General features: G+C 66.2%; 24 protein-coding genes. 13 read left to right on the forward strand and 11 right to left on the reverse strand.

Annotated elements, in window-relative coordinates; genetic code table 11:
- Positions 1-32: 32 nt before the first annotated feature.
- Positions 33-437 carry a VOC family protein gene (locus C8J25_RS08420; protein WP_107954047.1) on the forward strand — a complete coding sequence of 135 codons (405 nt, stop codon included), beginning with the start codon at positions 33-35 and terminating at the stop codon, positions 435-437.
- A 5-nt stretch (positions 438-442) separates the two neighbouring features.
- Here the strand turns inward: C8J25_RS08420 and C8J25_RS08425 are convergent, their stop codons facing one another.
- The 3 genes from C8J25_RS08425 to C8J25_RS08435 form a co-directional block, all read right to left on the reverse strand.
- Entirely contained in the window at positions 443-1201 is a 759-nt protein-coding gene (locus C8J25_RS08425) for a hypothetical protein (protein ID WP_107954048.1), read from the reverse strand.
- Between the two features lie 447 nt (positions 1202-1648).
- Positions 1649-2668: an NAD(P)H-dependent flavin oxidoreductase gene (locus C8J25_RS08430; RefSeq protein ID WP_107954049.1), complete on the reverse strand. Its 1020-nt coding sequence runs from the start codon at positions 2666-2668 to the stop codon at positions 1649-1651.
- 55 nt (positions 2669-2723) lie between these two features.
- Positions 2724-3977, reverse strand: coding sequence for an aspartate kinase (locus C8J25_RS08435; RefSeq protein WP_107954287.1), 1254 nt, complete (start codon positions 3975-3977; stop codon positions 2724-2726).
- Between the two features lie 52 nt (positions 3978-4029).
- Here C8J25_RS08435 and ubiG point away from each other — a divergent pair, with 52 nt between their 5' ends.
- The gene (gene ubiG / locus C8J25_RS08440; RefSeq protein ID WP_107954050.1) at positions 4030-4770 is read left to right on the forward strand and encodes a bifunctional 2-polyprenyl-6-hydroxyphenol methylase/3-demethylubiquinol 3-O-methyltransferase UbiG; all 741 of its coding nucleotides are present in this window, start codon (positions 4030-4032) and stop codon (positions 4768-4770) included.
- 232 nt (positions 4771-5002) lie between these two features.
- Positions 5003-6427 (forward strand): glycosyltransferase family 39 protein, encoded by a 1425-nt coding sequence (locus C8J25_RS08445; RefSeq protein ID WP_208622556.1) that lies wholly within the window; start codon positions 5003-5005, stop codon positions 6425-6427.
- On the opposite strand, the gene C8J25_RS08450 is transcribed toward C8J25_RS08445, so the two are convergent.
- From C8J25_RS08450 to C8J25_RS08460, 3 genes are read right to left on the reverse strand one after another with little or no spacing between them, the layout of a single operon-like run.
- Positions 6369-7553, reverse strand: a complete 1185-nt coding sequence (locus C8J25_RS08450; RefSeq protein ID WP_107954052.1) for a glycosyltransferase — start codon at positions 7551-7553, stop codon at positions 6369-6371. The genes C8J25_RS08445 and C8J25_RS08450 overlap by 59 nt on opposite strands.
- 10 nt (positions 7554-7563) lie before the next feature.
- Complete coding sequence (locus C8J25_RS08455) at positions 7564-8079, reverse strand: DUF2141 domain-containing protein (protein WP_107954053.1); 516 nt, start codon at positions 8077-8079, stop codon at positions 7564-7566.
- Positions 8076-9008 carry a hypothetical protein gene (locus C8J25_RS08460; protein WP_107954054.1) on the reverse strand — a complete coding sequence of 311 codons (933 nt, stop codon included), beginning with the start codon at positions 9006-9008 and terminating at the stop codon, positions 8076-8078. Before C8J25_RS08460 ends, C8J25_RS08455 begins: the two co-directional genes overlap by 4 nt.
- 169 nt (positions 9009-9177) lie before the next feature.
- On the opposite strand from C8J25_RS08460, the gene C8J25_RS08465 reads away from it, so the two are divergent.
- A complete protein-coding gene (locus C8J25_RS08465) occupies positions 9178-10233 on the forward strand; it encodes a glycosyltransferase (RefSeq protein WP_244186910.1) in 1056 nt (351 codons plus the stop codon).
- A gap of 168 nt (positions 10234-10401) precedes the next feature.
- Here C8J25_RS08465 and C8J25_RS08470 read toward each other — a convergent pair whose 3' ends face one another.
- From C8J25_RS08470 to pyrE, 5 genes are all read right to left on the reverse strand, one after another.
- Positions 10402-11478: an AI-2E family transporter gene (locus C8J25_RS08470; protein WP_107954055.1), complete on the reverse strand. Its 1077-nt coding sequence runs from the start codon at positions 11476-11478 to the stop codon at positions 10402-10404.
- 1 nt (position 11479) lies between these two features.
- Positions 11480-12475 carry a signal peptidase I gene (gene lepB / locus C8J25_RS08475; RefSeq protein ID WP_107954056.1) on the reverse strand — a complete coding sequence of 332 codons (996 nt, stop codon included), beginning with the start codon at positions 12473-12475 and terminating at the stop codon, positions 11480-11482.
- Positions 12472-12906: a holo-ACP synthase gene (acpS, locus tag C8J25_RS08480; protein ID WP_107954057.1), complete on the reverse strand. Its 435-nt coding sequence runs from the start codon at positions 12904-12906 to the stop codon at positions 12472-12474. The genes lepB and acpS overlap by 4 nt, the downstream gene beginning before the upstream one ends.
- A 138-nt stretch (positions 12907-13044) precedes the next feature.
- Positions 13045-13785 carry a pyridoxine 5'-phosphate synthase gene (locus tag C8J25_RS08485; RefSeq protein WP_107954058.1) on the reverse strand — a complete coding sequence of 247 codons (741 nt, stop codon included), beginning with the start codon at positions 13783-13785 and terminating at the stop codon, positions 13045-13047.
- Positions 13782-14366, reverse strand: a complete 585-nt coding sequence (pyrE, locus tag C8J25_RS08490) for an orotate phosphoribosyltransferase (RefSeq protein ID WP_107954059.1) — start codon at positions 14364-14366, stop codon at positions 13782-13784. The genes C8J25_RS08485 and pyrE overlap by 4 nt, the downstream gene beginning before the upstream one ends.
- Before the next feature lie 306 nt (positions 14367-14672).
- On the opposite strand from pyrE, the gene coxB reads away from it, so the two are divergent.
- The 9 genes from coxB (at position 14673) to C8J25_RS08530 (ending at position 23240) form a co-directional block, all read left to right on the forward strand.
- On the forward strand, positions 14673-15839 hold the full coding sequence (coxB, locus tag C8J25_RS08495) for a cytochrome c oxidase subunit II (protein WP_244186912.1): 1167 nt from the start codon (positions 14673-14675) through the stop codon (positions 15837-15839).
- A gap of 1 nt (position 15840) precedes the next feature.
- On the forward strand, positions 15841-17502 hold the full coding sequence (ctaD, locus tag C8J25_RS08500; protein ID WP_107954060.1) for a cytochrome c oxidase subunit I: 1662 nt from the start codon (positions 15841-15843) through the stop codon (positions 17500-17502).
- A 397-nt stretch (positions 17503-17899) separates the two neighbouring features.
- On the forward strand, positions 17900-19372 hold the full coding sequence (locus C8J25_RS08505) for a hypothetical protein (protein WP_107954061.1): 1473 nt from the start codon (positions 17900-17902) through the stop codon (positions 19370-19372).
- Positions 19373-19426: 54 nt separating this feature from the next.
- Positions 19427-20326 carry a heme o synthase gene (locus C8J25_RS08510; protein ID WP_107954062.1) on the forward strand — a complete coding sequence of 300 codons (900 nt, stop codon included), beginning with the start codon at positions 19427-19429 and terminating at the stop codon, positions 20324-20326.
- Positions 20323-20472: a hypothetical protein gene (locus C8J25_RS20710; RefSeq protein ID WP_167397693.1), complete on the forward strand. Its 150-nt coding sequence runs from the start codon at positions 20323-20325 to the stop codon at positions 20470-20472. The genes C8J25_RS08510 and C8J25_RS20710 overlap by 4 nt, the downstream gene beginning before the upstream one ends.
- Positions 20472-21023 (forward strand): cytochrome c oxidase assembly protein, encoded by a 552-nt coding sequence (locus C8J25_RS08515; RefSeq protein ID WP_107954063.1) that lies wholly within the window; start codon positions 20472-20474, stop codon positions 21021-21023. Before C8J25_RS20710 ends, C8J25_RS08515 begins: the two co-directional genes overlap by 1 nt.
- A gap of 30 nt (positions 21024-21053) precedes the next feature.
- A complete protein-coding gene (locus C8J25_RS08520) occupies positions 21054-21980 on the forward strand; it encodes a cytochrome c oxidase subunit 3 (RefSeq protein ID WP_107954064.1) in 927 nt (308 codons plus the stop codon).
- Between the two features lie 268 nt (positions 21981-22248).
- Positions 22249-22632, forward strand: coding sequence for a DUF983 domain-containing protein (locus tag C8J25_RS08525; RefSeq protein WP_107954065.1), 384 nt, complete (start codon positions 22249-22251; stop codon positions 22630-22632).
- Positions 22629-23240 (forward strand): SURF1 family cytochrome oxidase biogenesis protein, encoded by a 612-nt coding sequence (locus C8J25_RS08530; RefSeq protein WP_341871530.1) that lies wholly within the window; start codon positions 22629-22631, stop codon positions 23238-23240. The genes C8J25_RS08525 and C8J25_RS08530 overlap by 4 nt, the downstream gene beginning before the upstream one ends.
- Positions 23241-23248: the final 8 nt, after the last annotated feature.

The following is a 23248-nucleotide window of genomic DNA, read 5'->3' on the forward strand; positions in this document are numbered from 1 at the left end:
TACGCCGGCAGGGTTCAACGCAGGAGACTCGCATGGCCGATCGTCCCACCAGCGGAATCACACCGTTCCTCGTCATCCGCAACCAGCGGGGACGCGAGTCGCTCGCGTTCTACGAGGCTGCATTCGCCGCGGAGATCGTCGAGACGAACGTCGCCGACGACGGCGTCCGGCTGATGCAGGCCAGCCTGCGAATCAACGGCGGCTGGCTGATGCTGTGCGACGAGTTCCCGGAATGGCGCGGTCATGCCGAGCCTGAACCTGCCGGCATTACGCTACATCTCCAGGTCGACGATACCGACGCCTGGGTGGACCGCGCGGTGGCAGCGGGAGCGGTCGTGACGATGCCCGTCGCTGACCAGTTCTGGGGCGATCGCTACGGCCAGGTGCGCGATCCGTTCGGCCATAGCTGGTCGGTCGGATCGCCCATCAAGGCCTGATCAGCCTACTGAAAAACGCTGGGGTCCAGCTTCAGGCGAGGCTGCGCGGGTGGCACCGGCTGCGAGATCGGCTGGAGCCGCGCCTGCGTGACCGTCTGCACCGGCATGTTCGACGCATATTGGCGCGAGACCATCAGCTGCGGTTGAACCGGACGCACGGTGCGACCGCGCCACGCGTCGACCGCACGGTAGAAATCGGTGAACGGCCGCTCGAGCACAGGGAGATTCTGTGCAGCGAAAGCAGGCAATGCCTCGGCCGTCAGACCGGCGCTCTGCGCGAGAACCGTCTGCGCCGCGGCGCAGAAGTCGTCGCGTGCGGGCGACTGCGAGAAGAAGTTGTAGAGGCGCGTCATCGAATCGTCGTAGCGATCCTGCCAGTCGCCGCCGCCCGACTTGTACTCGCTGGCATAGGTCGCCTCGGCCTTGGCGAGCACCGGCTTCTGCGCCGACAGCAACGCGTTGTAACCCGCGACGATCGTCAATTCCTGCGGCCCGCGACACGCCAGCGCGGCGACGTTCAGCGCGGCACGGAGGTGCCAAACCTTGGCGGACGTCGTCAGGTTGCGATTCGGCGTCGGATACGTGCCGTCGGCCAGCGCGACCGGGATGACGATGGTCGGCGACGCGCCCTTCGGCATCACCGGGGCAGGCACCGGCACCATGATGACGGGCGGTGCAACGGCAGCCACGGTCCGTGGTTTCTGTGCGCAGCCGGCCAGCAGGCCTAGCGCGGTAACGGACAGCAAAGCAAACCGACGACTCATCGCAACACCTCGTAACGTCCCCCGACGGGACACTCTATGCACGGGTTAGGTTAACGAGACGTAAGCCGTACGCGCTTTGCGGCGAGTGGAGAGGGGATGAGGTTGGGGGTTGGCGGTGTGCTGCTTCGGCGCCGTGCGGCGTTAAGCCGCCCCACCACTCCACCACCCCGGCGGAGGCCGGGGCCCAGTTGGAAAGGTTGCAGTAACGGAGCGCGACCTCAGTCAGCGACGTCCCCCAACTGGGCCCCGGCCTCCGCCGGGGTGGTACTAGGAAGACGCCCGTGCATCACCACTGAGCAGAAGTCGCCGCCGTCTCAATCCTCCCCCGCCAGGGGGAGGTGGCGCCGCAGGTGACGGAGGGGGAGGACACGGAACAGACGTTTCGTCACCCTCCCCCACCGTCAGGCAAGAGCCTGCCACCTCCCCCTTGCGGGGGAGGATCGAGCGTTAAACCGCGCGCGCTTCCAGCGCCGCGGCCGCCTGCGCCATCAGCCCGCCGATGATGTCCGCGACCGGCTCCTCGCGCTTGACCATGCCGACCGACTGGCCCGCCATCACCGAGCCATGCTCGACATCGCCGTCGATCACCGCGCGACGCAGCGCACCCGCCCAGTAATGCTCGATCTGCAACTGCGCCTCGGCCATCTCGACGACACCGCCATCGAGATGCCCGGCGACCTCGCGCTGCTTGGCCGTGAACAACTCGCTCGACGCGTTCTTCAGCGCGCGCACCGGGATCACCGGAAGCCGCGCATCGATCTGCACGCTGGCGATCGCATCGCGTGCCGACGCCCGGATGAACGCCTTCTTGAAATTGGCGTGTGCGATCGACTCGGTCGCACACACGAACAGCGTGCCGAGCTGGACGCCCGCCGCGCCCATGTCGAGATACCCTGCTATCGCCTCGCCGCGACCGATTCCGCCCGCGACGAACACCGGCACCTGCTCGGCGATCTCGGGCAGCATTTCCTGCGCCAGCACGCTGGTCGAGACCGGACCGATATGCCCACCGGCCTCCATCCCCTCGATCACCAGTGCATCGACGCCCGAACGAATCAGCTTCTTCGCCAGCGCCAGTGCGGGCGAGAACGCGATCAGCTTGGCGCTCGTCTCCTTGATCGCCTCGATGCTGCCCTTCGGCGGCAGGCCACCGGCGAGCACGACATGGCCGACCTTATGCTTGGCGCAGACCGCGATTAGCTCGAACAGATCGGGGTGCATCGTGATCAAGTTCACGCCGAACGGCTTGTCGGTCATCGCCTTGGTCGCGGCGATCTCGGTATCGAGCAGCGCGGGCGTCATCGCGCCGCACGCGATCACGCCGAACCCGCCCGCGTTGGAGATCGCCGACACGAGATGCCGCTCGCTCACCCAGGACATCGCGCCGCCGAGAATCGCGACCTCCGACCCGAGGAACGCGGCGCCACGCGCCATCCGGCGTTGCAGCCGCTCAGTACCGATCGTCATGCATCCATCCCCGTCGTCCCGGCGCCTGCCGGGATCATGTCGTTATCTATCAAGCTCAAGCCGCATCCTCGGCATCGAGGCCGTACGCGGTATGCAGCACGCGCACCGCCAGCTCGGTATAATCCTCTTCGATCAGCACGCTGACCTTGATCTCCGACGTCGCGATCGCCTGGATGTTGATGCCGCGCTCGCCGAGCGTCGTGAACATCGTCGAGGCGACGCCTGCATGACTGCGCATGCCGACGCCAACGACGGACACCTTGGCAACGCGCGTGTCGTGGACGATCGTCGCATAACCGATCGCGCTCTTCGCCTTGTCGAGCACGTCGAGCGAGCGCGCGAGATCGGCCGCCGGCACCGTGAACGTCACGTCCGTAGATCCCGTCGAATGCGCGACGTTCTGCACGATCATGTCGACGTTGATCCCCGCATCCGCGAGCGGCGCGAAGATCGCCGCGACCGAGCCCGGCCGATCGCTGACCTGCGTCAGGGTGATCTTCGCCTCGTTCTTGTCGTGCGCGATGCCGGTGATGAGCTGGCGTTCCATATCGTCGATTTCCTCTTCGCCCACGATCAACGTGCCGCGGTGACCATCATTGGTGTCGCCATCCTCGAACGAGGACAATACGCGCACACGCACATTCTCTTTCATCGCAAGGCCGACAGACCGCGTCTGCAACACCTTGGCACCGACGCTGGCGAGTTCCAGCATCTCTTCGTACGTGACCTTGCTCAGTTTCCGCGCGCGGGGCACGATCCTGGGGTCGGTCGTGTAGACGCCATCGACGTCGGTATAGATGTCGCAGCGATCGGCCTTCATCGCCGCCGCCATTGCCACCGCCGACGTATCCGAGCCGCCGCGGCCCAACGTCGTGACGCGCTGGCCATCCGCGACGCCCTGGAAACCGGGGATCACCGCGACGACGCCGTCCGCTAGGCTCGCGTCGAGCGCGGCCGTGTCGATCTCGCCGATGCGGGCCGATCCGTGCGCGTCCGACGTGTTGATCGGCAACTGCCAGCCCAGCCAGGACCGCGCCTTGCAGCCTGCCGCCTGGAGCGCGATCGCGAGCAAACCACTCGTAATCTGCTCGCCGGCCGAAACGACGACGTCATATTCCTTCGCGTCGTACAGCGACGACGCCTCGCGGCAGAAGCCGACCAGCCGGTCGGTCTCGCCGGCCATCGCGGAGACGACGACGGCGACCTGGTTGCCGGCGTCGACTTCGCGCTTCACGCGCGCGGCGACGTTGCGGATACGCTCGATCCCAGCCATCGACGTCCCGCCGAATTTCATCACGATACGGGCCATTGGCAGCGCAAATCCCTTTGGGTCGAAGCGGCGGCCCTGATAGGTAGCGCGCATGATACTGGCAAGTGACACCGTAAACGGCGCAACAATCGATCCGCGCGAGGCCGCGCATTTCGGCACGATGGCGAAGGACTGGTGGGATCCGAAGGGCTCGTCCGCCCCGCTCCACAAGCTCAACCCGCCACGGTTGCGCTATATCCGCGAGCAGGTCGATGCGCATTGGGGGGGGGACGGTTCGACCTTCACGCCGCTGGCGGGGAAGACCGCGCTCGACGTCGGCTGCGGCGCGGGATTGCTGTGCGAACCGCTCGCGCGGCTTGGGGCGGCGGTGACGGGGATCGATGCGGCGCCCGAGAATATCGCGGTGGCGGAGATCCATGCGGCGCAGAGTGGTCTTGCGATCGACTACCGCGCGGGGGGAGTCGAGGGGCTGGTCGGGCAATTCGATCTGGTCACCAGCCTGGAGGTGATCGAGCATGTCAGCGACCCTGCGGGCTTCGTCCGAGGCTTGGCACGGACGCTGGCGGTGGGCGGGTTGCTGATCCTGTCGACACCTAATCGTACGCCGCTGTCTCGGCTGGCGATGATCACCGTGGCTGAGGGTGCAGGCGTCATTCCGAAGGGCACGCACGACTGGAACAAGTTCCTGACGCCTGAGGAACTGACCGCGTTGCTGAAGGATGCGGGGCTTTGGGTAACGGATACGCGCGGGCTGAGTTTCTCGCCGGCGACGGGGTTCGCGCTGAGCAATTCGACGAGCCTCGATTATTTCCTGACCGCGGTAAAAGCCTAATCTTGCCCCCCATCACACCACCCCGGCGAAGGCCGGGGCCCAATTGGGAAGGCCATGGTAACGAACCGCCACCCTCAGTCATAACCGTTCCCCAATTGGGCCCCGGCCTCCGCCGGGGTGGTAGCGAGCGGGGTGGAGCTGAGTGATGGGGAACACCGCTCCCCAAAATTGTTCACCCGCGAAGGCGGGTGCCCAGACTGGACACCCGCCTTCGCGGGTGAACAATCTTCTGATGCTCGCAGCGCTGGCGATGGTCCTCATCGCGCTCGCACTCCTCCGCCCCGTCGACCACGACGAGAGTCAATACGTCGCCGCCGCCCTCCTCACCGCACACGGCCTCCTCCCCTACCGAGACTTCGCCTACCTCCAAACCCCACTCCAACCCTATCTCTTCGCCCCGATCGCAGCCCTGGCAGGCGCCTGGATCTGGCCAGCCCTCCGCATAACCAACGCCCTCCTCGGCACAGCCACGATCGCCGCCGTTCACCGCGCCGCCCGCATAGGCGGCGCCAGCACGAGCGCCGCCACCACCGCCGCCGCCCTGTTCGCAACCTGCGACATCCTCCTTTTCAGCATCGGCACAGCGCGCAACGACGCGCTCCCCGCAGCCTGCCTCGCGCTGGCCCTCCCCGCGATCGTCAGAACCGCGCGCGACCAGGGAAGCCGGCGCGACGCGATCCTCATCGGCGCGCTGCTCGCCGCCGCGACGACCGCGAAAATCTCCTATGCCCTCCCCGCGATAACCTACGGCATCTGGACGCTCTTCCGCGCCGACCGCCGCTCGTGGTGGACGCTGCTCGGCGCGCTCCCCCTCGTCGCATTGACGACCGCGCTGTTCTTCAAGGCCCCCGAAGGCTTCCTGTTCGGCGTACTAAGCTTCCCCAGCCAGGCGCCCACCGAATGGTATCAGGCCCGCCCCTGGAAGCTGTCGAACGCGGCCAAGATCATCGACACGCTCAAGTTCCTCGCACTGGGCCCAGCCCTGCTCGCGATCGTCGCCACCGCGGGCAGACGCCATCGCTGGCACCTGATCCTCGACCTGCTGATCCTCGCCGGCCTGATCGCCGCGCTCGCGCCGGTGCCGACATGGCGGCAATATCTGCTGCCGATGCTGCCCGCGCTGTTCGTGCGGCTGGCGCTTGTCTGGCACGCGCACCCGCCCGGCAAGGCGATGCGGATCGCCGCAATCGTTTTCGCCTGCGCAGGGCTCGCCCCCACTGTCGAAGCCGTCGCGAGCGGCGGTATCCCGATGCTCGATGCGATGCGCGACGCCGCAGTGGTGCGAGCGACACTCGACCGCGAGCACGTCATCGGCCCGGTCGCGACACTCTCCCCGCAATTCCTCCCTGGCCGGGCGATAGACCCGCGCTTCGCCACCGGCCCCTTCTATTTCCGCAGCACCGCGCTCCTGAACGGCAATCAGGAATACCGACTGCACCTCGTCTCGCACGCGCGGATGCATCTTCTCGCCCAACCGCCCGCGATCATGACCGGCGGCGAAGGCGCGTGGAGCAGTGGCGACGACCGGATCGACGCAGCGCTCGCGACCTACGCGGTCCGGGAAGGCTACCGCGCGGTCCCCGCCCCCGACACCCGATTCACCCTGTACGTCGCACGCCGTGCTTCGCCGCGACCAGCTTCGCATAATAGTCCATGAGCTCGACCGCATGCTCGCGGTCGCTGCGAACATGCCGCGCCGCCACCGCCGCCGCCCGCCGCAACATCGCCGGATCGCGTGCGAATAATCGTCCGATCGCCGTCGCCGCACTCTCCGCGTCGCGCGCCGCGTAAAGCTCGCTCGCGTGGCGGTCGGCGACCTCCGCGCATCCGCCCGTATCCGGCACGATCAGCGGCAGGCCCGACGCCATCGCCTCCGACGCGACCAGCCCGAACGGCTCCGCCTCCGACCCGTGGATCAGCGCATCGCAACTCGCCATGATCCGCGCCAGCCGCTCGCGGTCATACACCGGCGCGAACATCCGGATATGCGGCGAGCCACCGATCCGCCGCTGGATCGCCTTGGTCTGCGCACCCGCCCCGATCAGCACCAGCCCGACCGGCAGCGTAGCGCCTGCCCGCGCCACAGCATCGACGACCAGCGGCCAGCGCTTCTCGCCGTGATGCCGCCCTAGCCCGAGCAACAGCATCCCGTCCTCGGGCAACCCGCACTGCCGCAGCAACGCCGCGCGCAACCGCGTGTCGCGCAGGTCCGGCGAGAAATGCCCGCGCTCGATCCCGAGCGGCATCGCCGCGTCGATCCTCAGCCCCCGCGCGCGCAGCCGCTTCTCCAGCGCCGGGCCGTTGGTAACGACGACATCGTATTTTTCGAGGAAGCGCCGCATGTACCGGCTGTACCAGGCGAAGCCGCGCTCGATCTGGTCATGGCTCGCGACGCCCGCGAACCAGCGCTGCGCATAGGCCGCGATATTGTCGTTGTGCATGAAAAACGACTTCACGGCCCGTCCCTGCCAGTCGCCGACAAACCACGCCGGCCGCCACGGCGAGCAGCATTCGACCACGTCCGGATCGAGATCGTCGAGCACGCGGTGGATCGCGCTTTCATCCCAGAACAACCCGTAGTTGCGATCGAACGGCATGCCCGGCGACTTGAGGTAGACGATCTGCCCGCCGCCAGGCCGCTCCTCGACGCGGTCTTCCTTGCCGGGCGCGACGACGATCAACTCATGGCCCATGTCCGACATGATGCCCATTTTCCGATCGACATAGGTCCGAACGCCACCACCGGTCGGCGAGTAGAACTCGTTAACGTCGACGATCCTCATGCGACCACTCTCACGGTGTGACGGGCCCGAACCCGCCGAGCCCGCGCAGATACTGCACGGTGATCCGCACCGTCGTCACGCCCGCGCCGACCTCGACCAGCGCCTGCTCGACCTTCGGCCGCGACCGCCCGAGCTTCGCGTTGCTCGCGAACCCGGCGCCATCGGTCCAGAAGCTGAACTTGTTCTTCCCGTCGCGATTATGCGTCAGCAACAGCGCATAGCGCCCCGGCCGCGGCACCCGGATGCACAGCATCGGCGCCCCGCTCGGCGGCGTCGGCACCACCACCCGCCGAAACGTCTTTCCCGCCGCGATCAGCACGTGGTCATCCTTGAGAAAGCCCGCTTCGTCATCAGGATAGAGTTCGAGCTTCAACTCGCCCGTACGATCCTTCAGCCCAGTGACCTCCACCGCGATTGCGGGTCCTTCCCCCGGTCGGCACGCCGCCGCATCGCTCCCGAGCACCTGCGCCCCGGCCGGCCCCGCAAATGCAGCAATCGCGACCAGCGCGACACAGGCGCGAATCACGCGCGCAACCGAGTAAGCCCGGCGTGGATACCGAACAGGATGATCAGCGCGACATGCACCAGCAGGGTCAGCGCGGCGGTGAACGCAATCAGCTCGGACAAGGCCTGGTCCTGCCCAATCAACAGGATCGCGGCGTTGGCGAACAGCAGGTCCTTGTTCGGCACGAGCGGCAGGCGCGACACCAGCAGGCGTCCGGCTGCAAGGAACAGCCACATCCCCACCGGCACGCCCGGCAACGCGAAATGCCACGCGAACGCGATCAGCACCGATCCGCACAGCAATCGGATGCAGTGGATCCCGAACACCCACCAAAGCTTCGCGCGCGGCAACGAGAACACGCGGCGCGAGAAGATCAGGAACGGCAGCGAAATGGCCAGCGTCACGCCCGCCGACGCCAGCACGGTGCGGAACTGGTCGTGCGTCAGCAGGTGCCGGCCGAGCGGCAACGCGATCGCCACCAGCAACAGCGTCACCGCATTGCCCGCGATCGCCGACAGGATCGACACGTCCTTCACCGCACCGAACGGCGACGCCACCATCCGCGCCTTCGCCCGCGCCCAGGCGTAGAAATACGCGTCGCCGGAGTATCCGAACACGACCTCGTTCGCGATCCGCTTCTTGATGAGCGCAACGAGGCCACCGAGCGGAATACCCCAGAGCCGACGGAAGATGACGTAATCCCCGGTCGGCGGCGACATGTAGAGCAGGCCGAAGCACACATAGAAGCGCGGATCCTGCGGCACCGAGCGCGACAGTCCGGCAAGGCCATGCCCAAGCAGTTCGCGCCCCAGCCCGACGATCATCGCCAGCGTCAGCACCGCGCCAATAATTGCAGGCCAACGGCTGCCGAGCGCCTTTAGCGGCTCGAGCCCGGCGCGCGCGATATCCGCATAGCCGTCGCGATCGGCAGTTTTGGTACGGAAATTCACTCGCTGGTCCTCAAACCTTTGTCCTCAAGCCGTTCCGCCGCCCGTTGCCCACCCTCCGTCGCGCGGCCTGATAGCCGCCCGCCGTCGCGCATGCACGCAAAGTCGGTTTCAATCGGTCGCGATCTCCGCTTTATCCATCGCGCACTATGATGACCCCCATATTTCACTCGTGACCGAGCCACCGACCGCCCAGCACATCCTGACCTATGCCGAGGATCTGCGCGGCGGCGGGGTCGAGCGCGCGCAACTGCGGCTCGCGCGCGGCTGGCTGGCGGCGGGCCGGCTCGTGACGCTGGCGATCGAGGATATTTCCGGGCCGCTGGCGGCGGAACTCCCGGAAGGGCTGGAGATCGTCACGCCGTCGCGGCTGCTCGCGTTGCCGAATGTCGTGCGACGTCTCAGGCCGGACATCATATTTTGCCCCGGTAATTTCTATACCGGCATCGCGGCATGGACCCGGCTGCGACTCGGCAAGACGTGTCCGCCGATCGTCGCCAAGATGTCCAACGCCCCCGCGCGCGCCGATCATACCCGACTGATGCACGCCGCACACCAGGTCTGGCTCGCGCGGCACGGCAGCTTCCTCGATCACCTCGTCGCGATGACTCCGGCGACCGCGGACGAGGCGGCGCTGGCGACACGCATGGTCGGGCGGACCAGCGTGATCCCGAACCCGCCCGCAGTGCCCATCCCCGGCACGTTGCCCGCTCTGCCACCGCGCTACATTCTCGGCGTCGGCCGGCTCGAACCGCAGAAACGCTGGGATCGCCTGATCGCCGCGCTCCCGCTGCTAGCGGACCGGACGTTACCGCTCGTCATCCTCGGCGAAGGTAGCGAGCGGGGGGCGATTGAAGCGCAAATCCACGCGCTCGGCTTGGGGGGCCGCGTTCTCCTGCTCGGCCACAGTAGCGATCCGCTCCCGGTCATGGCCCGCGCGGCGGTACTGGTACTGACGTCGGATTACGAAGGCGTACCGGGGGTTTTGCGAGAAGCGCTGTCGGTTGGGACGCCGGTAATCTCGACCGACTCGAGCGCGGCGGTAGTGGAGATCGTTGATAGGCCGGAGCTTGGGACGGTGATTGCGAGGGACGACGCTGCCGCATTGGTTGGAGCGCTGGATGCGTGGCTAGAGCCAACTCGGCAGCGACCCGAAACAATCCCCCAACCGGGTACGGACTCAGCCAACCGCTACCTCGCACTCTTCGACCAACTGGTGAGGCGGTAACACCCCACTCGATTACCCGCCCCATTGATGTCCCCGGCCCTCACCCCCCGTCATCCCCGCGGACGCGGGGACCCATACTGGCAAACCTCGAAGGATATGGGTCCCCGCGTCCGCGGGGATGACGGGGGTGTGCGATGAACCCGGATTAAGAGGGGGCACTAAACTCGATCAGGCCGTAGCCTCACCCTCGCCCGCCTCGGCCTTCTCCTCTTCCCGCTCCGACCGCCGCTCGAGCGCGGTCTTCAGCATCGCGGTCATCGGGTCGGCCAGCGCCAGCCCCAGAATCCCGAACAACGCGCTCGCGAGGATCTGCGCACCAAGCGTCAGTGCCGGCGGCAAATCGACCGTGCGCTTGGCGACCATCGGCACGATCACATACCCATCGATCGTCTGCACAATCAGGTACGTCCCGATCGCCCAATAGCCCGTATCGACCCCCGCGCTGAACCCGACCGCGACCATCAGCACGCCGGTCACGATCGCGCCGACGTTCGGGATGAACGCCAGGATACCCGCGATGATGCCGAGCAGCATCGCCATCGGCACGCCCCCGACCGCCAAGGCAATGCCGCTCGCGACACCCTCGACCGCCATCCCGAGCAAGCGCCCGGCGAGCAACCGCCGCAACGTCGCGCCCATCTTGACCAAAGTTCTGGCGAACTCGGGGCGCAGGTCGAGCGGCACCATCCACTGGAGCCCGCGCGAGTACGTTCCCGGGTCCATCGCGATGAACAGTCCGAGGATCAGGATCATGAACATGCTGGTGATCGCGCCGATCGCGCTGCCCACCCACGACGTCACGCGCCCGACCGAGCCAAGTGCCTGCTTGACGATCCCGTTGACGTCCGACGCGCCCGGCATCAGCCCCTGCGACGTCAGATAGCCGGTAAAGCGATTGGCCTGAGATTCCAGCGTCGAGCGCAGCTGCGTCACCTGCTCGGTGACCTGCACGCCGGTCAGCACGAACGTGCCGACGAGGAACGCGAAGGTCAGCAGCACGACGATCAGCAACCGCCAGCCGCGCCCGATCGGCAGCACCCGCCCGAGCAGCCGCACGCCGCCATCGAGCAGCGCCGCGAACACGACGCCAGCGAAGATGATTAGCAACGGCTGAACCAGCACGATCAGCAGCGCGATCACGCAGGCGAGCCCGAGCCAGATCATCGCGCGCTTCAGTTCCTTGCGCAGGAACGGATCGCGCATCTCGACCGGGCTCAGTTCGTCGACCGTCTTCGTCTCGACCATGTCAGTTGACCTTGGCAGGGTGCAGCGAGGTACCCGCTCGATCCGACCGCAACGAACCCCACCAGCTCAGCGGATTGAACGTCGCATCGCCGTCGAGACTGAAAGTGATGAACTCCGCACGGCCACCGAGATTCTCGTACGGTACCGGCCCGCCGAGCCCGAGCTGGCTCAGCGCGAACCGGCTGTCGGCGGAGCGATCGCGGTTGTCGCCCATCAGGAAAACATGGTTCGCGGGGATCGTAATTTCCGCGAAGTTGTCGCCCTGGCTGTCCGATTCGAGATCGATCGTCTCGTAGCGGCGGCCGTTGGGCAGCGTCTCGGTATAGGTCGGCAGGCGGCACATCTCGCGCCCGTCGGGCAGCGTCTCGCGCGCGCCGGGATAGTCGATCTCGCTACACGGGCTGTTGGTGTCGACCGGGATCAGCGTGTCGTGCAAGGGGCCGCGCTTCACCGCGACGCCGTTGAGGAACACGATCCCGCCGCGCACGGCCAGCTTGTCGCCGGGCAGGCCGATGACGCGCTTGATATAGTCGTTATGCGTCCCCGGCGGCGTCACGATCACCACGTCGCCGCGCGTCGGCAGCGAGCCGAACAGGCGGCCGTGGATGAACGGCAGCGACACGCTCCAGCTGTCTTCCTGCTGGCGCAGTACGACGCCCTTGAAGATCGCGACCGGGTTGGGGATCGTCGGCGAGACGAACGACCAGCCGTACGCGAACTTGGTCACCACCAGCCGGTCGCCGATGCGCAGGCCCGGCAGCATCGATTCGCTGGGAATATAGAAGGGCTTGGCGATGAAGCTGTGGAAGCCGAGCACGACCAGGATCAGCCAGAAGATGCCCTTCACCTCGCCCCACCAGTCGGTGCCGCGGCGGCGCGACGTTTCGGGGGTGGTGATGGCCGAGGGCGCGGGATCGACCGCGCTGGTCTGCGCAAGGGGGGTCTGCGCGAGGGGCTTTTCGGGGAACTCGTTGCCGTCCAACGCCGCGTCCTTCATCGATTCGTATCCTGGCGCATGTCCGGGGATATCAGAGGTATAGCTTCGATGATCACGAAGGCCTGCGCCCACGGATGATCATCGGTCATCGTCAAATGCACGCGCGCGGCGTGGCCTTCGGGGGTCAACGCGTCAAGCCTCGCTTTGGCGCCCCCGGTCAGCGTCAGCGTCGGCGCGCCGTTGGGGGCGTTGACCACGCCGATATCGCGCATGAACACGCCCGCGCGAAACCCGGTCCCGACCGCCTTCGAAAACGCCTCCTTAGCAGCGAACCGCTTCGCCAGCGTCCCCGCCTTTGTGAAAGGCCGCCGCGCCGCTTTCGCCCGCTCGACATCGGTAAACACCCGCTGCTCGAACCGATCGCCGAACCGCTCGATCGACGCCGCGATCCGCTTGATGTTACACAGGTCGGAGCCAAGTCCGATGATCACGAGGCGGCCTGGAGTCGGAAGACAGATTTGGTTCTCGCGAAGGCGCTAAGGCGCGAAGAGAACAAGAAGGGAAGCGAACTATCGGCTCTCTCCTTTCTCTTCGCGCCTTTGCGCCTTTGCGTGAACAAATTCTGAAAGCTACCGCGCCGCATCCATAGCCTCGCGCATCAACCGAACCGCTTCACCAAGCCCGACGAACAGCGCCTCCCCCACCAGGAAGTGCCCGATGTTCAGCTCCCGAACCTGCCGGATAGCCGCGATCGGTGCGACGTTGTCGTAGGTCAGCCCATGCCCCGCATGCACCTCGATTCCGTTCTTCGCCGCCAACGCCGCCGCGTCGGTCAGCCGCCGCAACTCCACCGTCCGCGCCTCGCCCGACAGTTCCGCGTACAGCCCGGTGTGCAGCTCGACCACCGGCACCTTGAGCCGAACCGCCGCCTCGATCTGGCGCGCGTCCGGTTCGATGAACAGCGACACGCGAATGCCAGCGCCACCGAGCGAGTCGACCAGTCGCGCCATCCGCTCGTAATGCCCGGCGACGTCGAGCCCGCCCTCGGTGGTCAGTTCCTCGCGCTTTTCCGGCACGATGCATGCCGCGTGCGGCTTGTGACGCAGCGCGATGCCGAGCATCTCGTCGGTCGCCGCCATCTCTAGGTTCAGCGGGATCGTCAGCTCGCCCGACAGCCGCGCGATGTCGTCGTCGGTGATGTGCCGCCGGTCCTCCCGCAGATGCGCGGTGATTCCGTCAGCGCCCGCCGCCGCCGCGACCAGCGCCGCGCGCACCGGATCGGGATACCCCGCCCCCCGCGCATTCCGCACCGTCGCGACGTGGTCGATGTTCACCCCAAGGCGCAGATGGTCGTTGCCAAGGGGGCTCATGCCGCCGCCCGACTTCCCGGCTTGATCGCAGGGATCGCCGCCAGCTCAGGCGGCAATGCATCCGCCGGATAGGTTGGCACGTCGAGCCGGATCAGCGGGAAGAACGGCACGCCCAGATCGGCCGTCCCGTTCGAGCGATCGACCAGTGCTGCCGCCGCGACCGTCACGCCGCCCGCGCGCCCGATCGCCGCGATCGCCTCGCGCGACGACAGCCCGGTGGTGACGACGTCCTCCATCATCAGCACGCGCTGGCCTGGCGCCAAGCGGAACCCGCGGCGCAGTTCGAACACGCCGTCGGGCCGCTCGAGGAATACCGCCTCGACACCCAGCGCGCGGCCCATCTCGTGGCCGGCGATCACGCCCCCCATCGCCGGCGAGACCACGATATCGATCTGCGCACGTAGTTCTTCGGGGATCGACGCCACCAGCGCTTCCGAAAGCCGAGCGCCTCGCGCCGGGTCCATCAAAACCCGCGCGCATTGCAGATAGCGCGAACTGCGCAGGCCGGAGGACAGGATGAAATGCCCTTCGAGCAACGCTTCGGCAGCGCGGAATTCGGCGAGCACGTCGTCTTCGGTCATCGCGGGTCATCGCTCCAAATGGTCTGCACGCGCTGATACGAGCGCGCGAAACCACGTGCAACGAGAACCGGCGCACCGCCGTGATCCTGACGAAAGTCAGGACCCAGGATCGCAAACACCATCCCAGCTCCGGGTCCCGACTTTCGTCGGGATGACGGAGGTTTAGAGACAAGGCTTGAGGCGAGCCCCCCCGCTGGGTATAGCTCTTCCCAAATCATAAGCAGACATCCGCGCGTCCGGAATCGGGTTCGCTATAAACCGGGGTCAAGAAAAACGATGCGCAAGATGGGGATGAGAGGATTTGCGATGGCAGCGGGGCTCGCACTGGCGAGTCTCGGTGGCGTCGCCGGGCATGCGGCCCAGCCTGCAAGCACGCCGACGTCAGCAGCACCCGCGCCGCAAGCCGCTGCCGCTCCGGGGGGCGTGTCGAACACTGCGCCGACGACCGCCGCCGCGACGCCCACCGCCAACCCGTCTAGCCCCGAGCTCGCGATGGACGGTGCGCCCGCGATGACGGTCAAGCCGATGATCGGCCAGCCGACCGACGGCCTGTTCGGCCTCCAGCCCCAGGTGACAAAGAACGGCCAGTTCGCGCACTGGATGCACAATTCGATTCTGGTGCCGACGATCACGATCATCTCGCTGTTCGTCCTCGCACTGCTCTTCTGGGTCTCATTCCGCTACCGCAAGGCACGCAACCCGGTCGCGTCGAAGACCAGCCACAACACCTTCATCGAGATCATCTGGACGCTCGCACCGGTCGTGATCCTCGTCCTGATCGCGGTTCCCTCGATCGGTCTGCTGCAAGCCCAGTTCAAGCCCGCCCCCTCCGGTGCCGTGACGCTGAAGGCGATCGGCAACCAATGGTATTGGACCTACCAGTATCCGGACAATGGCGGCTTCGAGATCACCGCCAACATGCTGAAGGAAAAGGCTGACGTCGCCGCCGGCGAGCGCCCGCGCACCGATGCCGACGGCCCTAAGTTGCTCGCCACCGACAACCGAATCGTCCTCCCCGTCGGCGTGCCGATCCGCCTGATCACGACCTCGAACGACGTGATCCACAGCTGGGCGGTACCCGCGTTCTGGATCAAGCTCGACGCGATCCCCGGTCGCCTGAACGAGACCAGCTTCACGATCGAAAAGCCCGGCCTGTATTTCGGCCAGTGCTCGGAGCTCTGCGGCGCGCGCCACGGCTATATGCCAATTGCGGTCGAGGCGGTTCCGCCCGCCGAATACGCGGCGTGGGTCAAGGCCAAGGGCGGCACGATGCCGACCCCCGGCAAGGCGTCCGACAAGGTCATCCCGCAGCCCGGCGCCGACGGCTCCGCGGCGAAGGCCGAGGAGGCCGCGGAAACCGCCAACGCCACCGGCCCGGTCGAGAACGTAGCGACCCCCGCCAACGCAACAGCCCCCGCGACGACGCAGGGCGCGACCTCAAATCCGGCCGGCGCCGGCAACGCGGGACAGTAAGATGACCGACACCGCTCTCACCCCGTCGGCCTTCGTGTCCCACGAAGCGCACGACCATCACGATACCGATCACAAGCCGGGCTTCTTCGCGCGTTGGTTCATGTCGACCAACCACAAGGACATCGGCACGCTGTACCTGATCTTCGCGATCGTCGCGGGGATCATCGGCGGCTCGGTCTCGGGCCTCATGCGCGCAGAGCTCGCGCATCCCGGCATCCAGTATCTGCAGGGCTGGGCGAGCATGCTCCACGGCGGTCCCGCCAGCCTCGACGAATCGCTCCATCTCTGGAACGTGCTAATCACCGCGCACGGCCTGATCATGGTGTTCTTCATGGTCATGCCGGCGATGGTCGGTGGCTTCGGCAACTGGTTCGTGCCGATCATGATCGGCGCGCCGGACATGGCGTTCCCGCGCATGAACAACGTGTCGTTCTGGCTGCTGATCCCCGCCTTCACGCTGCTGCTCGCCTCGCCGTTCTTCGGTGGCGCGGGTAACGGCTGGACGCTCTACGCGCCGCTCTCGACGTACGGCGAGCCCGGACCGTCGACCGACATGGCGATCCTCGCGCTCCATCTCGCGGGTGCGTCGTCGATCCTCGGCGCGATCAACTTCATCACGACGATCTTCAACATGCGCGCGCCGGGCATGACGCTGCACAAGATGCCGCTGTTCGTGTGGTCGATGCTCGTCACCGCGTTCCTGCTGCTGCTCGCGCTGCCGGTGCTCGCCGCGGCAATCACGATGCTGCTGACCGATCGCAACTTCGGCACGACCTTCTTCGATCCGGCCGGCGGCGGCGATCCCGTCCTCTACCAGCATCTGTTCTGGTTCTTCGGCCATCCCGAAGTCTACATCATGATCCTGCCGGGCTTCGGCATCGTCAGCCAGATCATCTCGACGTTCAGCCGTAAGCCCGTCTTCGGCTATCTCGGCATGGCCTATGCGATGGTCGCGATCGGCGTCGTCGGGTTCGTCGTGTGGGCGCACCACATGTTCACGACGGGTCTGTCGGTTAACACCAAGATGTACTTCACCGCGGCGACGATGGTCATCGCGGTGCCGACCGGCATCAAGATCTTCTCGTGGATCGCGACGATGTGGGGTGGCTCGCTCACCTTCAAGACGCCGATGGTGTGGTCGATCGGCTTCATCTTCATGTTCACCGTCGGTGGCGTGACCGGTGTGGTGCTCGCCAACGGCGGCATCGACGACTACATGCAGGACACCTACTACGTGGTGGCGCATTTCCACTACGTGCTGTCGCTGGGCGCCGTCTTCTCGCTGTTCGCCGGGTTCTATTACTGGTTCCCGAAGATGACCGGCAAGATGTACAACGAGTTCCTCGGCCAGCTGCACTTCTGGGTGTTCTTCGTCGGCGTGAACGTGATGTTCTTCCCGATGCACTTCCTCGGCCTCCAGGGCATGCCGCGCCGCATCCCGGACTACACGCCGCAGTACGAGCATTGGAACACGGTCGCGTCGGTCGGCTACATGATCATGGCAGCGGGCATGGTGGTGTTCTTCGTCAACCTGATCTGGTCGCTGGCGGCCGGCAAGAAGGCGGGCGACAACCCCTGGGGCGACGGCGCGACGACGCTGGAGTGGACGATCTCCTCGCCACCGCCGTACCACCAGTTCGAGACGCTGCCGCGGATCGACTGAGGCGGACAAGGGCCATCAGGCCCCCGGCCGGCGCGGCAACGCCGCGTCCGACGACGCGGGACTTGCTCCCGTGTTGGAGCCAGCCAAAAAAGAGAACGCCTCGGGGAAACCCGGGGCGTTTTTCGTTGAACAGCCGTCCCCGGCCACATCGTGTTTCCCCGCGAAGGCGGGGACCCAGTCTGGGCTCCCGCCTTCGCGGGAGAACAAGGGAAGGGGATGCCTGCGTACGTCATCATCCGCATCCGAGCGAAAGCTAGGATCTCACCCTCGGACTCCACTCGCACGCCAGGAGCGAGACCCCAGCTTTTCCTAGGGTGACCAGATAGCGTTGGCCAAATACCAACCTCAAGCACCTCGCATTCACCATTCCACAGGACATTCGCGCTAACCCCGCGTCATGCCGAACGCGCAACTCCCAATCAGCCCCGACGCGCCAATCAGCATCCCCTATTCGACCTTCGCTCTGCTCTCCGCCTTCGCGGCGTTTGCGTTCACGATCATCGTCCCCACCATGCTGCGCGACGGCGATACCGGCTGGCACCTCGTCGCCGGCGCCTGGATCGTCGCGCATGCGGCTGTGCCGATCACCGATCCGTTCTCGTTCAGCGTCGTCGGCCGTCCCTGGGTCGCACACGAATGGCTCTCCGAAGTGGCGATGTACGCGAGTTACCGCGCGGGCGGTTGGAGCGGCCTGATCGTCCTAGTCGGCGTGGCAACGGCGGCGCTGTTCGCGTTGGCAGCCGCCGAACTCCGCCGCTGGATGAGCGCGCGGGCAAGTATCATCGCGCTGCTCCTTCTCGCCACCGGGCTACTTCCGTCGCTGATCGCAAGGCCGCACATGCTGGTGCTGCCGATCCTTGTCGGCTGGACGATCGCGCTGTTGCGTGCGCGCGAACACGACCGAGCTCCACCACTGCCGATGGCGGCGGCAATGTTGATCTGGGCGAATGCGCATGGCAGCTACGTCTTCGGACTGGCGCTGGTCGGCGTGTTCGCGCTCGAGGCGTTGCTGGCCGCCAAGCCTTCCAACCGCCGCACCGTGATCCAGCGCTGGGGCCTATTCGGAATTAGCGCGACGATCGCCGCAGCCGTCACGCCGTGGGGCGTGCACGGCCTGACGTTTCCATTTTATCTGAACGACCTGAAAGCGCTCGGTCAGATCAACGAATGGCAGCCATCCGACTTCAGAACCTTTTCCGGCTTCGAGGCGATCTTGCTCGCTAGCCTCGCGTTCCTGCTGGCGCGGCCGATCCGTATCCCACCGATCCGCCTGCTGCTGGTACTCGGCATGCTCCACATGACGCTGCAGCACACCCGCCACGAGATCATCCTGGTGACCGTCGGCATACTCGTGCTGGCCAAGCCGCTCGGCCGCGCGTGGCGCTACCGCGATACCAGCTTTTCGAACCCCCTTCCTCATGGCTCAGAGCGACTAATCGTAGCCTTTCTGGTATCCGCGCTTGCAATCAGTCTCACCGCCTACCGCGTGGCAGTGCCGGTCGTCCGCACGGAAACCAAGGGCATTCCCGTCCGCGCGCTCGCGCATTTGCCGCCCGCGCTACGCTACCAGCGAGTCTTCAACGAATACGGCTTCGGCGGGTCACTGATCCTCGCGGGCATCCGTCCGTATATCGACGGGCGGACCGACATGTACGGCGACGCCTTCACGCTCGACTATTTTTCGATTGCCCGCGGCGACGCAGATCGCTGGCATGCAGCGAATGCGAAGTGGCATTTCGGCTGGACCATCCTGCCGCTGCGCTCGCCACTGGTCCGCCTGCTCGACCATGACCCCGCTTGGCGGCGGATCTACGCGGACGATACCGCGGTCATTCACCAAGCCGTACCCACGTACCGGGCAAACCGCTGAACCATCACGAAGGCTTTCCGACCTCCGCCGCAACGCGTATAGCGTACCCGAACCATGACTTCCGCCACCCCCCTCCTGCCACCAGCGCATTGGCGCGATTTCCTCGCGCTGACCAAGCCGCGCGTGATGACGCTCGTCGTCTTCACCGGGCTCTGCGGTATGCTGGCCGCGCCCGTCGGCGTGCATCCAGTGATCGGCTTCACCGCGATCCTGTGCATCGCGCTCGGTGCGGGTGCCGCGGGGGCGCTCAACCAATGGTATGAGTCGGACATCGACGCGGTCATGCGCCGCACGCAGAAGCGTCCGCTGCCCGATGGCCGGATGGAACGCCAGGCCGCGCTCCATTTCGGCGTCGGCCTCGGTGCATTCTCGGTCCTGTTCATGGGGTTCGCGGTCAACGCGGTCGCCGCCGCGATCCTGACCGTCTCGATCCTGTTCTACGTGCTGATCTACACCGTATGGCTCAAGCGCCGCACGCCGCAGAACATCGTCATCGGTGGTGCCGCGGGTGCGTTCCCGCCGCTGATCGGCTGGGCCGCAGCGACCGGCGACATCGCCCTGCTCCCGGTCCTGCTGTTCCTGTTCGTGTTCCTGTGGACGCCGCCGCATTTTTGGGCGCTCGCGTTGTTCATGAAGAGCGATTACGCCGCCGCGGGCGTGCCGATGCTCCCGGTCGTGTCGGGCGAGCGGACCACGCGGACGCAGATCGGGCTCTACACGATCCCGATGGCGGCGGTCGCGATCCTGCCCTGGCCGCTTGGGCTCACCGGTCCGATCTACGGCATCGCGGCCGTCCTGCTGACCGGCTGGTTCGCACTGCTCGCCGTCCGCGTCGCGAAGCGCACCACGCATGCCGACGATGCGATGAAACCGGAGAAGGCCTTGTTCAAATACTCGATCCTGTATCTGTTCGTGATGTTCGGCGCGCTGGTCGTCGATCGGTGGTTCGCATGAGCATGCCCGATCCCATCCGCGACGAAGACCTGATCCGCAGCCGCCAGCGCGGTCGCGCGCGCGTCATGGCCATACTGCTCGGGGCGTTCGTCATCCTCGTCTTCGCGATCTCGATCGCCAAGATCCGCGCGGGGATGCCGCACTGATGGCCACATGGAAGGCCATGTCGCGCACCAACCGTACCGCGGCACTAGCCGTGCTGTTCATCTGTTTCATGACCGGGCTCGCCTGGGCCAGCGTGCCGCTCTACCGCCTGTTCTGCGCCGCGACCGGGCTCAACGGCACCACCAACCGCGGGCTGGCCGCCCCTGGTGCGGTCGACCACAAGATCACCGTCGACTTCGACACCAACGTCAGCCCCAAGCTGCCGTGGAAGTTCGTGCCCGAGAATCGCTCGGACACGATCGACGTCGGCGCGCGCGACATGGCGTTCTTCACCGCGACCAACACCTCGAACAAGCCGCTCACCGGCACCGCGACTTTCAACGTCCAGCCCGCGCAGGCAGGCAAGTATTTCACCAAGATCCAGTGTTTCTGCTTCACGCAGCAGACGCTCAAACCCGGCGAGACCGCCCGGATGCCGGTGATCTTCTTCGTCGATCCGAAGATCCTGACCGACCCCGACGCGGCCGATATCCAGACGATCACACTCAGCTATACGTTTTACCCGGTGGATTCTGCGAAAACAGCCAGCTAGAACGACGCCAAAGAAAATAGGGGAGTACCGATGGCCGGCGCCAAGAACCATGATTACCACATCCTGCCGCCGAGCATCTGGCCGCTGGTAGGCTCGTTCTCGGCACTGATCATGGCGGTCGGCGGCATCATGTGGATGCACGGCGGCCATATCGACAAGCCCAATGGCGGCGGCTGGGTGTTCTTCATCGGCCTCGCGGGCGTGCTCTTCACGATGTATTCCTGGTGGACGCAGGTCGTGCACGAGGCACGTGCGGGCGATCACACCCCCGTCGTCCAGCTTCATTTCCGCTACGGCATGATCCTGTTCATCGCTTCCGAAGTGATGTTCTTCGTCGGCTGGTTCTGGGCGTTCTTCGACTTCTCGCTGTTCCCGACCGCGATGACGTTTGCCGACGGCACCGTCACGCGCGCCGTCGAAGGCGGTGCGGCGATCGTCGCGCAGTGGCCTCCGAAGGGCCTGACGGTCATCAATCCGTTCGAACTACCGTTGCTCAACACGCTGATCCTGCTGACCTCGGGCACCACCGTGACGTGGGCGCATCACGCGCTGATCCACAACCAGCGCGGCGGCGAGAAGACGGGGGCCTGGGGGCTGATCGGCGTCGGCAACCGCGACGGCGTACTCAAGGGCCTGTGGCTGACCGTGATCCTCGGAATCTTGTTCAGCTCGATCCAGGCGTACGAGTATGCCCACGCGCCGTTCCCCTTCAAGGGCATCAACTACGGCGCGTCGTTCTTCATGGCGACCGGCTTCCACGGGTTCCACGTGCTGATCGGCACGATCTTCCTGATCGTCTGCCTGGTCCGCGCGTACCGCGGCGACTTTACCCCGCGCCAGCATTTCGGCTTCGAGGCGGCGGCGTGGTACTGGCATTTCGTCGACGTCGTATGGCTGTTCCTGTTCGTCACCGTCTACGTCTGGGGCGGCTGGGGCGCCCCCGTCCACGGCGGTTGAGCTTCTACCAGCTCATCTTTGGCCGCCACCTCGGCGGCTACCACCCCGGCGAAGGCCGGGGCCCAATTGGCAAAGCTGCAGTAACGAAGCGCTGTCCGCAGTTAGCGGCGTCCTCCAATTGGGCCCCGGCCTTCGCCGGGGTGGTGGCGGTTTTGGATGCGGAACGGACGCGAACCAACCGTCGCTCCCTCCCCTTGTTCTCCTGCGAAGGCGGGAGCCCAGTCTGGATCCCCGTCTTCGCGGGGAAACAAGGGAGAGCGCTGACCGCATGACCGAAGACCCATACCCGCTCGCCAACGCCCCCACGATCGCCCAGGTCGCGCTGAAAGGCCTCTGCCCCCGCTGCGGCAAGCCCACGCTCTTCGCGAAATGGTCCAACTTCGCCGATCGTTGCCCGAACTGCGCGCTCGACTTCAGCAAGTTCAACGTCGGCGACGGCCCTGCCGCATTCCTGACCCTGATCCTCGGCGCGCTAGTCGTCGCGCTCGCGATCACGCTCGAACTCAAAGTCCATCCCCCGCTCTGGCTGCACATGCTGATCTGGATCCCCTTCACCGCCGGCGGGGTCGTCCTCTCGCTCCGAGCAGCCAAGGGCGCGCTCATGTCCGCCGAATACCGCAACGCAGCCCGCGAAGGCCGAATCGACCCGTGACCCGACCTGCACGACGCATCCCCGTCATCCCGACCATCCTCGTCACGCTCGCGATCGCGGCGATGATCGGCCTCGGCCTGTGGCAACTCCTCGACCGCCTCCCGAAAAAGGAAGCGTTCCTCGCACAGCTCGCCGCCAACCCCGCCAAGCCGCCAATGGCGTTTCCGCGCATCCCCGACGAAACGCTGCTGTTCCGCCGCGCCTCGGGCCTCTGCCTCCAGCCGACCGACATCAAGCTCGCGGGCGCCGGCAAGTCCGGCTTCCGCGCAATCGCCGAGTGCCGCACCGGCGCGGAGGGCCCCGGCATGATCGTCCAGCTTGGCACCACGCGTGATCCGATGGCCAAGATCGCGTGGACCGGCGGCGAAGTCTTCGGCTACATCAGCCACGCCCCCGACGGCCGCTCGCTGATCGGATCGCTGTTCGATCACACCCCGCAACGCCTGATGCTGGTCGCGGATACCCCGCAAGCGGGTCTCAACCCCAACGGCAAGCCCGACATCGCCTCAGTCCCGAACAACCACCTCGCTTACGCCGGCCAATGGTTCTTCTTCGCCGCCATCGCCGCGATCATCTACACCCTCGCGCTGCGCCGCCGGCCACGCTAGCCGTTCTC

This window comes from Sphingomonas faeni (genome assembly GCF_003053745.1).
Lineage (GTDB): Bacteria > Pseudomonadota > Alphaproteobacteria > Sphingomonadales > Sphingomonadaceae > Sphingomonas > Sphingomonas faeni.

What these genes read in the sequence shown, in the direction of transcription:
- C8J25_RS08420 (WP_107954047.1), top strand. Translation starts at nt 33, where the DNA reads ATGGCCGATCGTCCCACCAGCGGAATCACACCGTTCCTCGTCATCCGC.
- C8J25_RS08425 (WP_107954048.1), bottom strand. Translation starts at nt 1,201, where the DNA reads ATGAGTCGTCGGTTTGCTTTGCTGTCCGTTACCGCGCTAGGCCTGCTG.
- C8J25_RS08430 (WP_107954049.1), bottom strand. Translation starts at nt 2,668, where the DNA reads ATGACGATCGGTACTGAGCGGCTGCAACGCCGGATGGCGCGTGGCGCC.
- C8J25_RS08435 (WP_107954287.1), bottom strand. Translation starts at nt 3,977, where the DNA reads ATGGCCCGTATCGTGATGAAATTCGGCGGGACGTCGATGGCTGGGATC.
- ubiG (WP_107954050.1), top strand. Translation starts at nt 4,030, where the DNA reads ATGATACTGGCAAGTGACACCGTAAACGGCGCAACAATCGATCCGCGC.
- C8J25_RS08445 (WP_208622556.1), top strand. Translation starts at nt 5,003, where the DNA reads ATGCTCGCAGCGCTGGCGATGGTCCTCATCGCGCTCGCACTCCTCCGC.
- C8J25_RS08450 (WP_107954052.1), bottom strand. Translation starts at nt 7,553, where the DNA reads ATGAGGATCGTCGACGTTAACGAGTTCTACTCGCCGACCGGTGGTGGC.
- C8J25_RS08470 (WP_107954055.1), bottom strand. Translation starts at nt 11,478, where the DNA reads ATGGTCGAGACGAAGACGGTCGACGAACTGAGCCCGGTCGAGATGCGC.
- lepB (WP_107954056.1), bottom strand. Translation starts at nt 12,475, where the DNA reads ATGAAGGACGCGGCGTTGGACGGCAACGAGTTCCCCGAAAAGCCCCTC.
- C8J25_RS08485 (WP_107954058.1), bottom strand. Translation starts at nt 13,785, where the DNA reads ATGAGCCCCCTTGGCAACGACCATCTGCGCCTTGGGGTGAACATCGAC.
- pyrE (WP_107954059.1), bottom strand. Translation starts at nt 14,366, where the DNA reads ATGACCGAAGACGACGTGCTCGCCGAATTCCGCGCTGCCGAAGCGTTG.
- coxB (WP_244186912.1), top strand. Translation starts at nt 14,673, where the DNA reads ATGGCAGCGGGGCTCGCACTGGCGAGTCTCGGTGGCGTCGCCGGGCAT.
- ctaD (WP_107954060.1), top strand. Translation starts at nt 15,841, where the DNA reads ATGACCGACACCGCTCTCACCCCGTCGGCCTTCGTGTCCCACGAAGCG.
- C8J25_RS08505 (WP_107954061.1), top strand. Translation starts at nt 17,900, where the DNA reads ATGCCGAACGCGCAACTCCCAATCAGCCCCGACGCGCCAATCAGCATC.
- C8J25_RS08510 (WP_107954062.1), top strand. Translation starts at nt 19,427, where the DNA reads ATGACTTCCGCCACCCCCCTCCTGCCACCAGCGCATTGGCGCGATTTC.
- C8J25_RS20710 (WP_167397693.1), top strand. Translation starts at nt 20,323, where the DNA reads ATGAGCATGCCCGATCCCATCCGCGACGAAGACCTGATCCGCAGCCGC.
- C8J25_RS08515 (WP_107954063.1), top strand. Translation starts at nt 20,472, where the DNA reads ATGGCCACATGGAAGGCCATGTCGCGCACCAACCGTACCGCGGCACTA.
- C8J25_RS08520 (WP_107954064.1), top strand. Translation starts at nt 21,054, where the DNA reads ATGGCCGGCGCCAAGAACCATGATTACCACATCCTGCCGCCGAGCATC.
- C8J25_RS08525 (WP_107954065.1), top strand. Translation starts at nt 22,249, where the DNA reads ATGACCGAAGACCCATACCCGCTCGCCAACGCCCCCACGATCGCCCAG.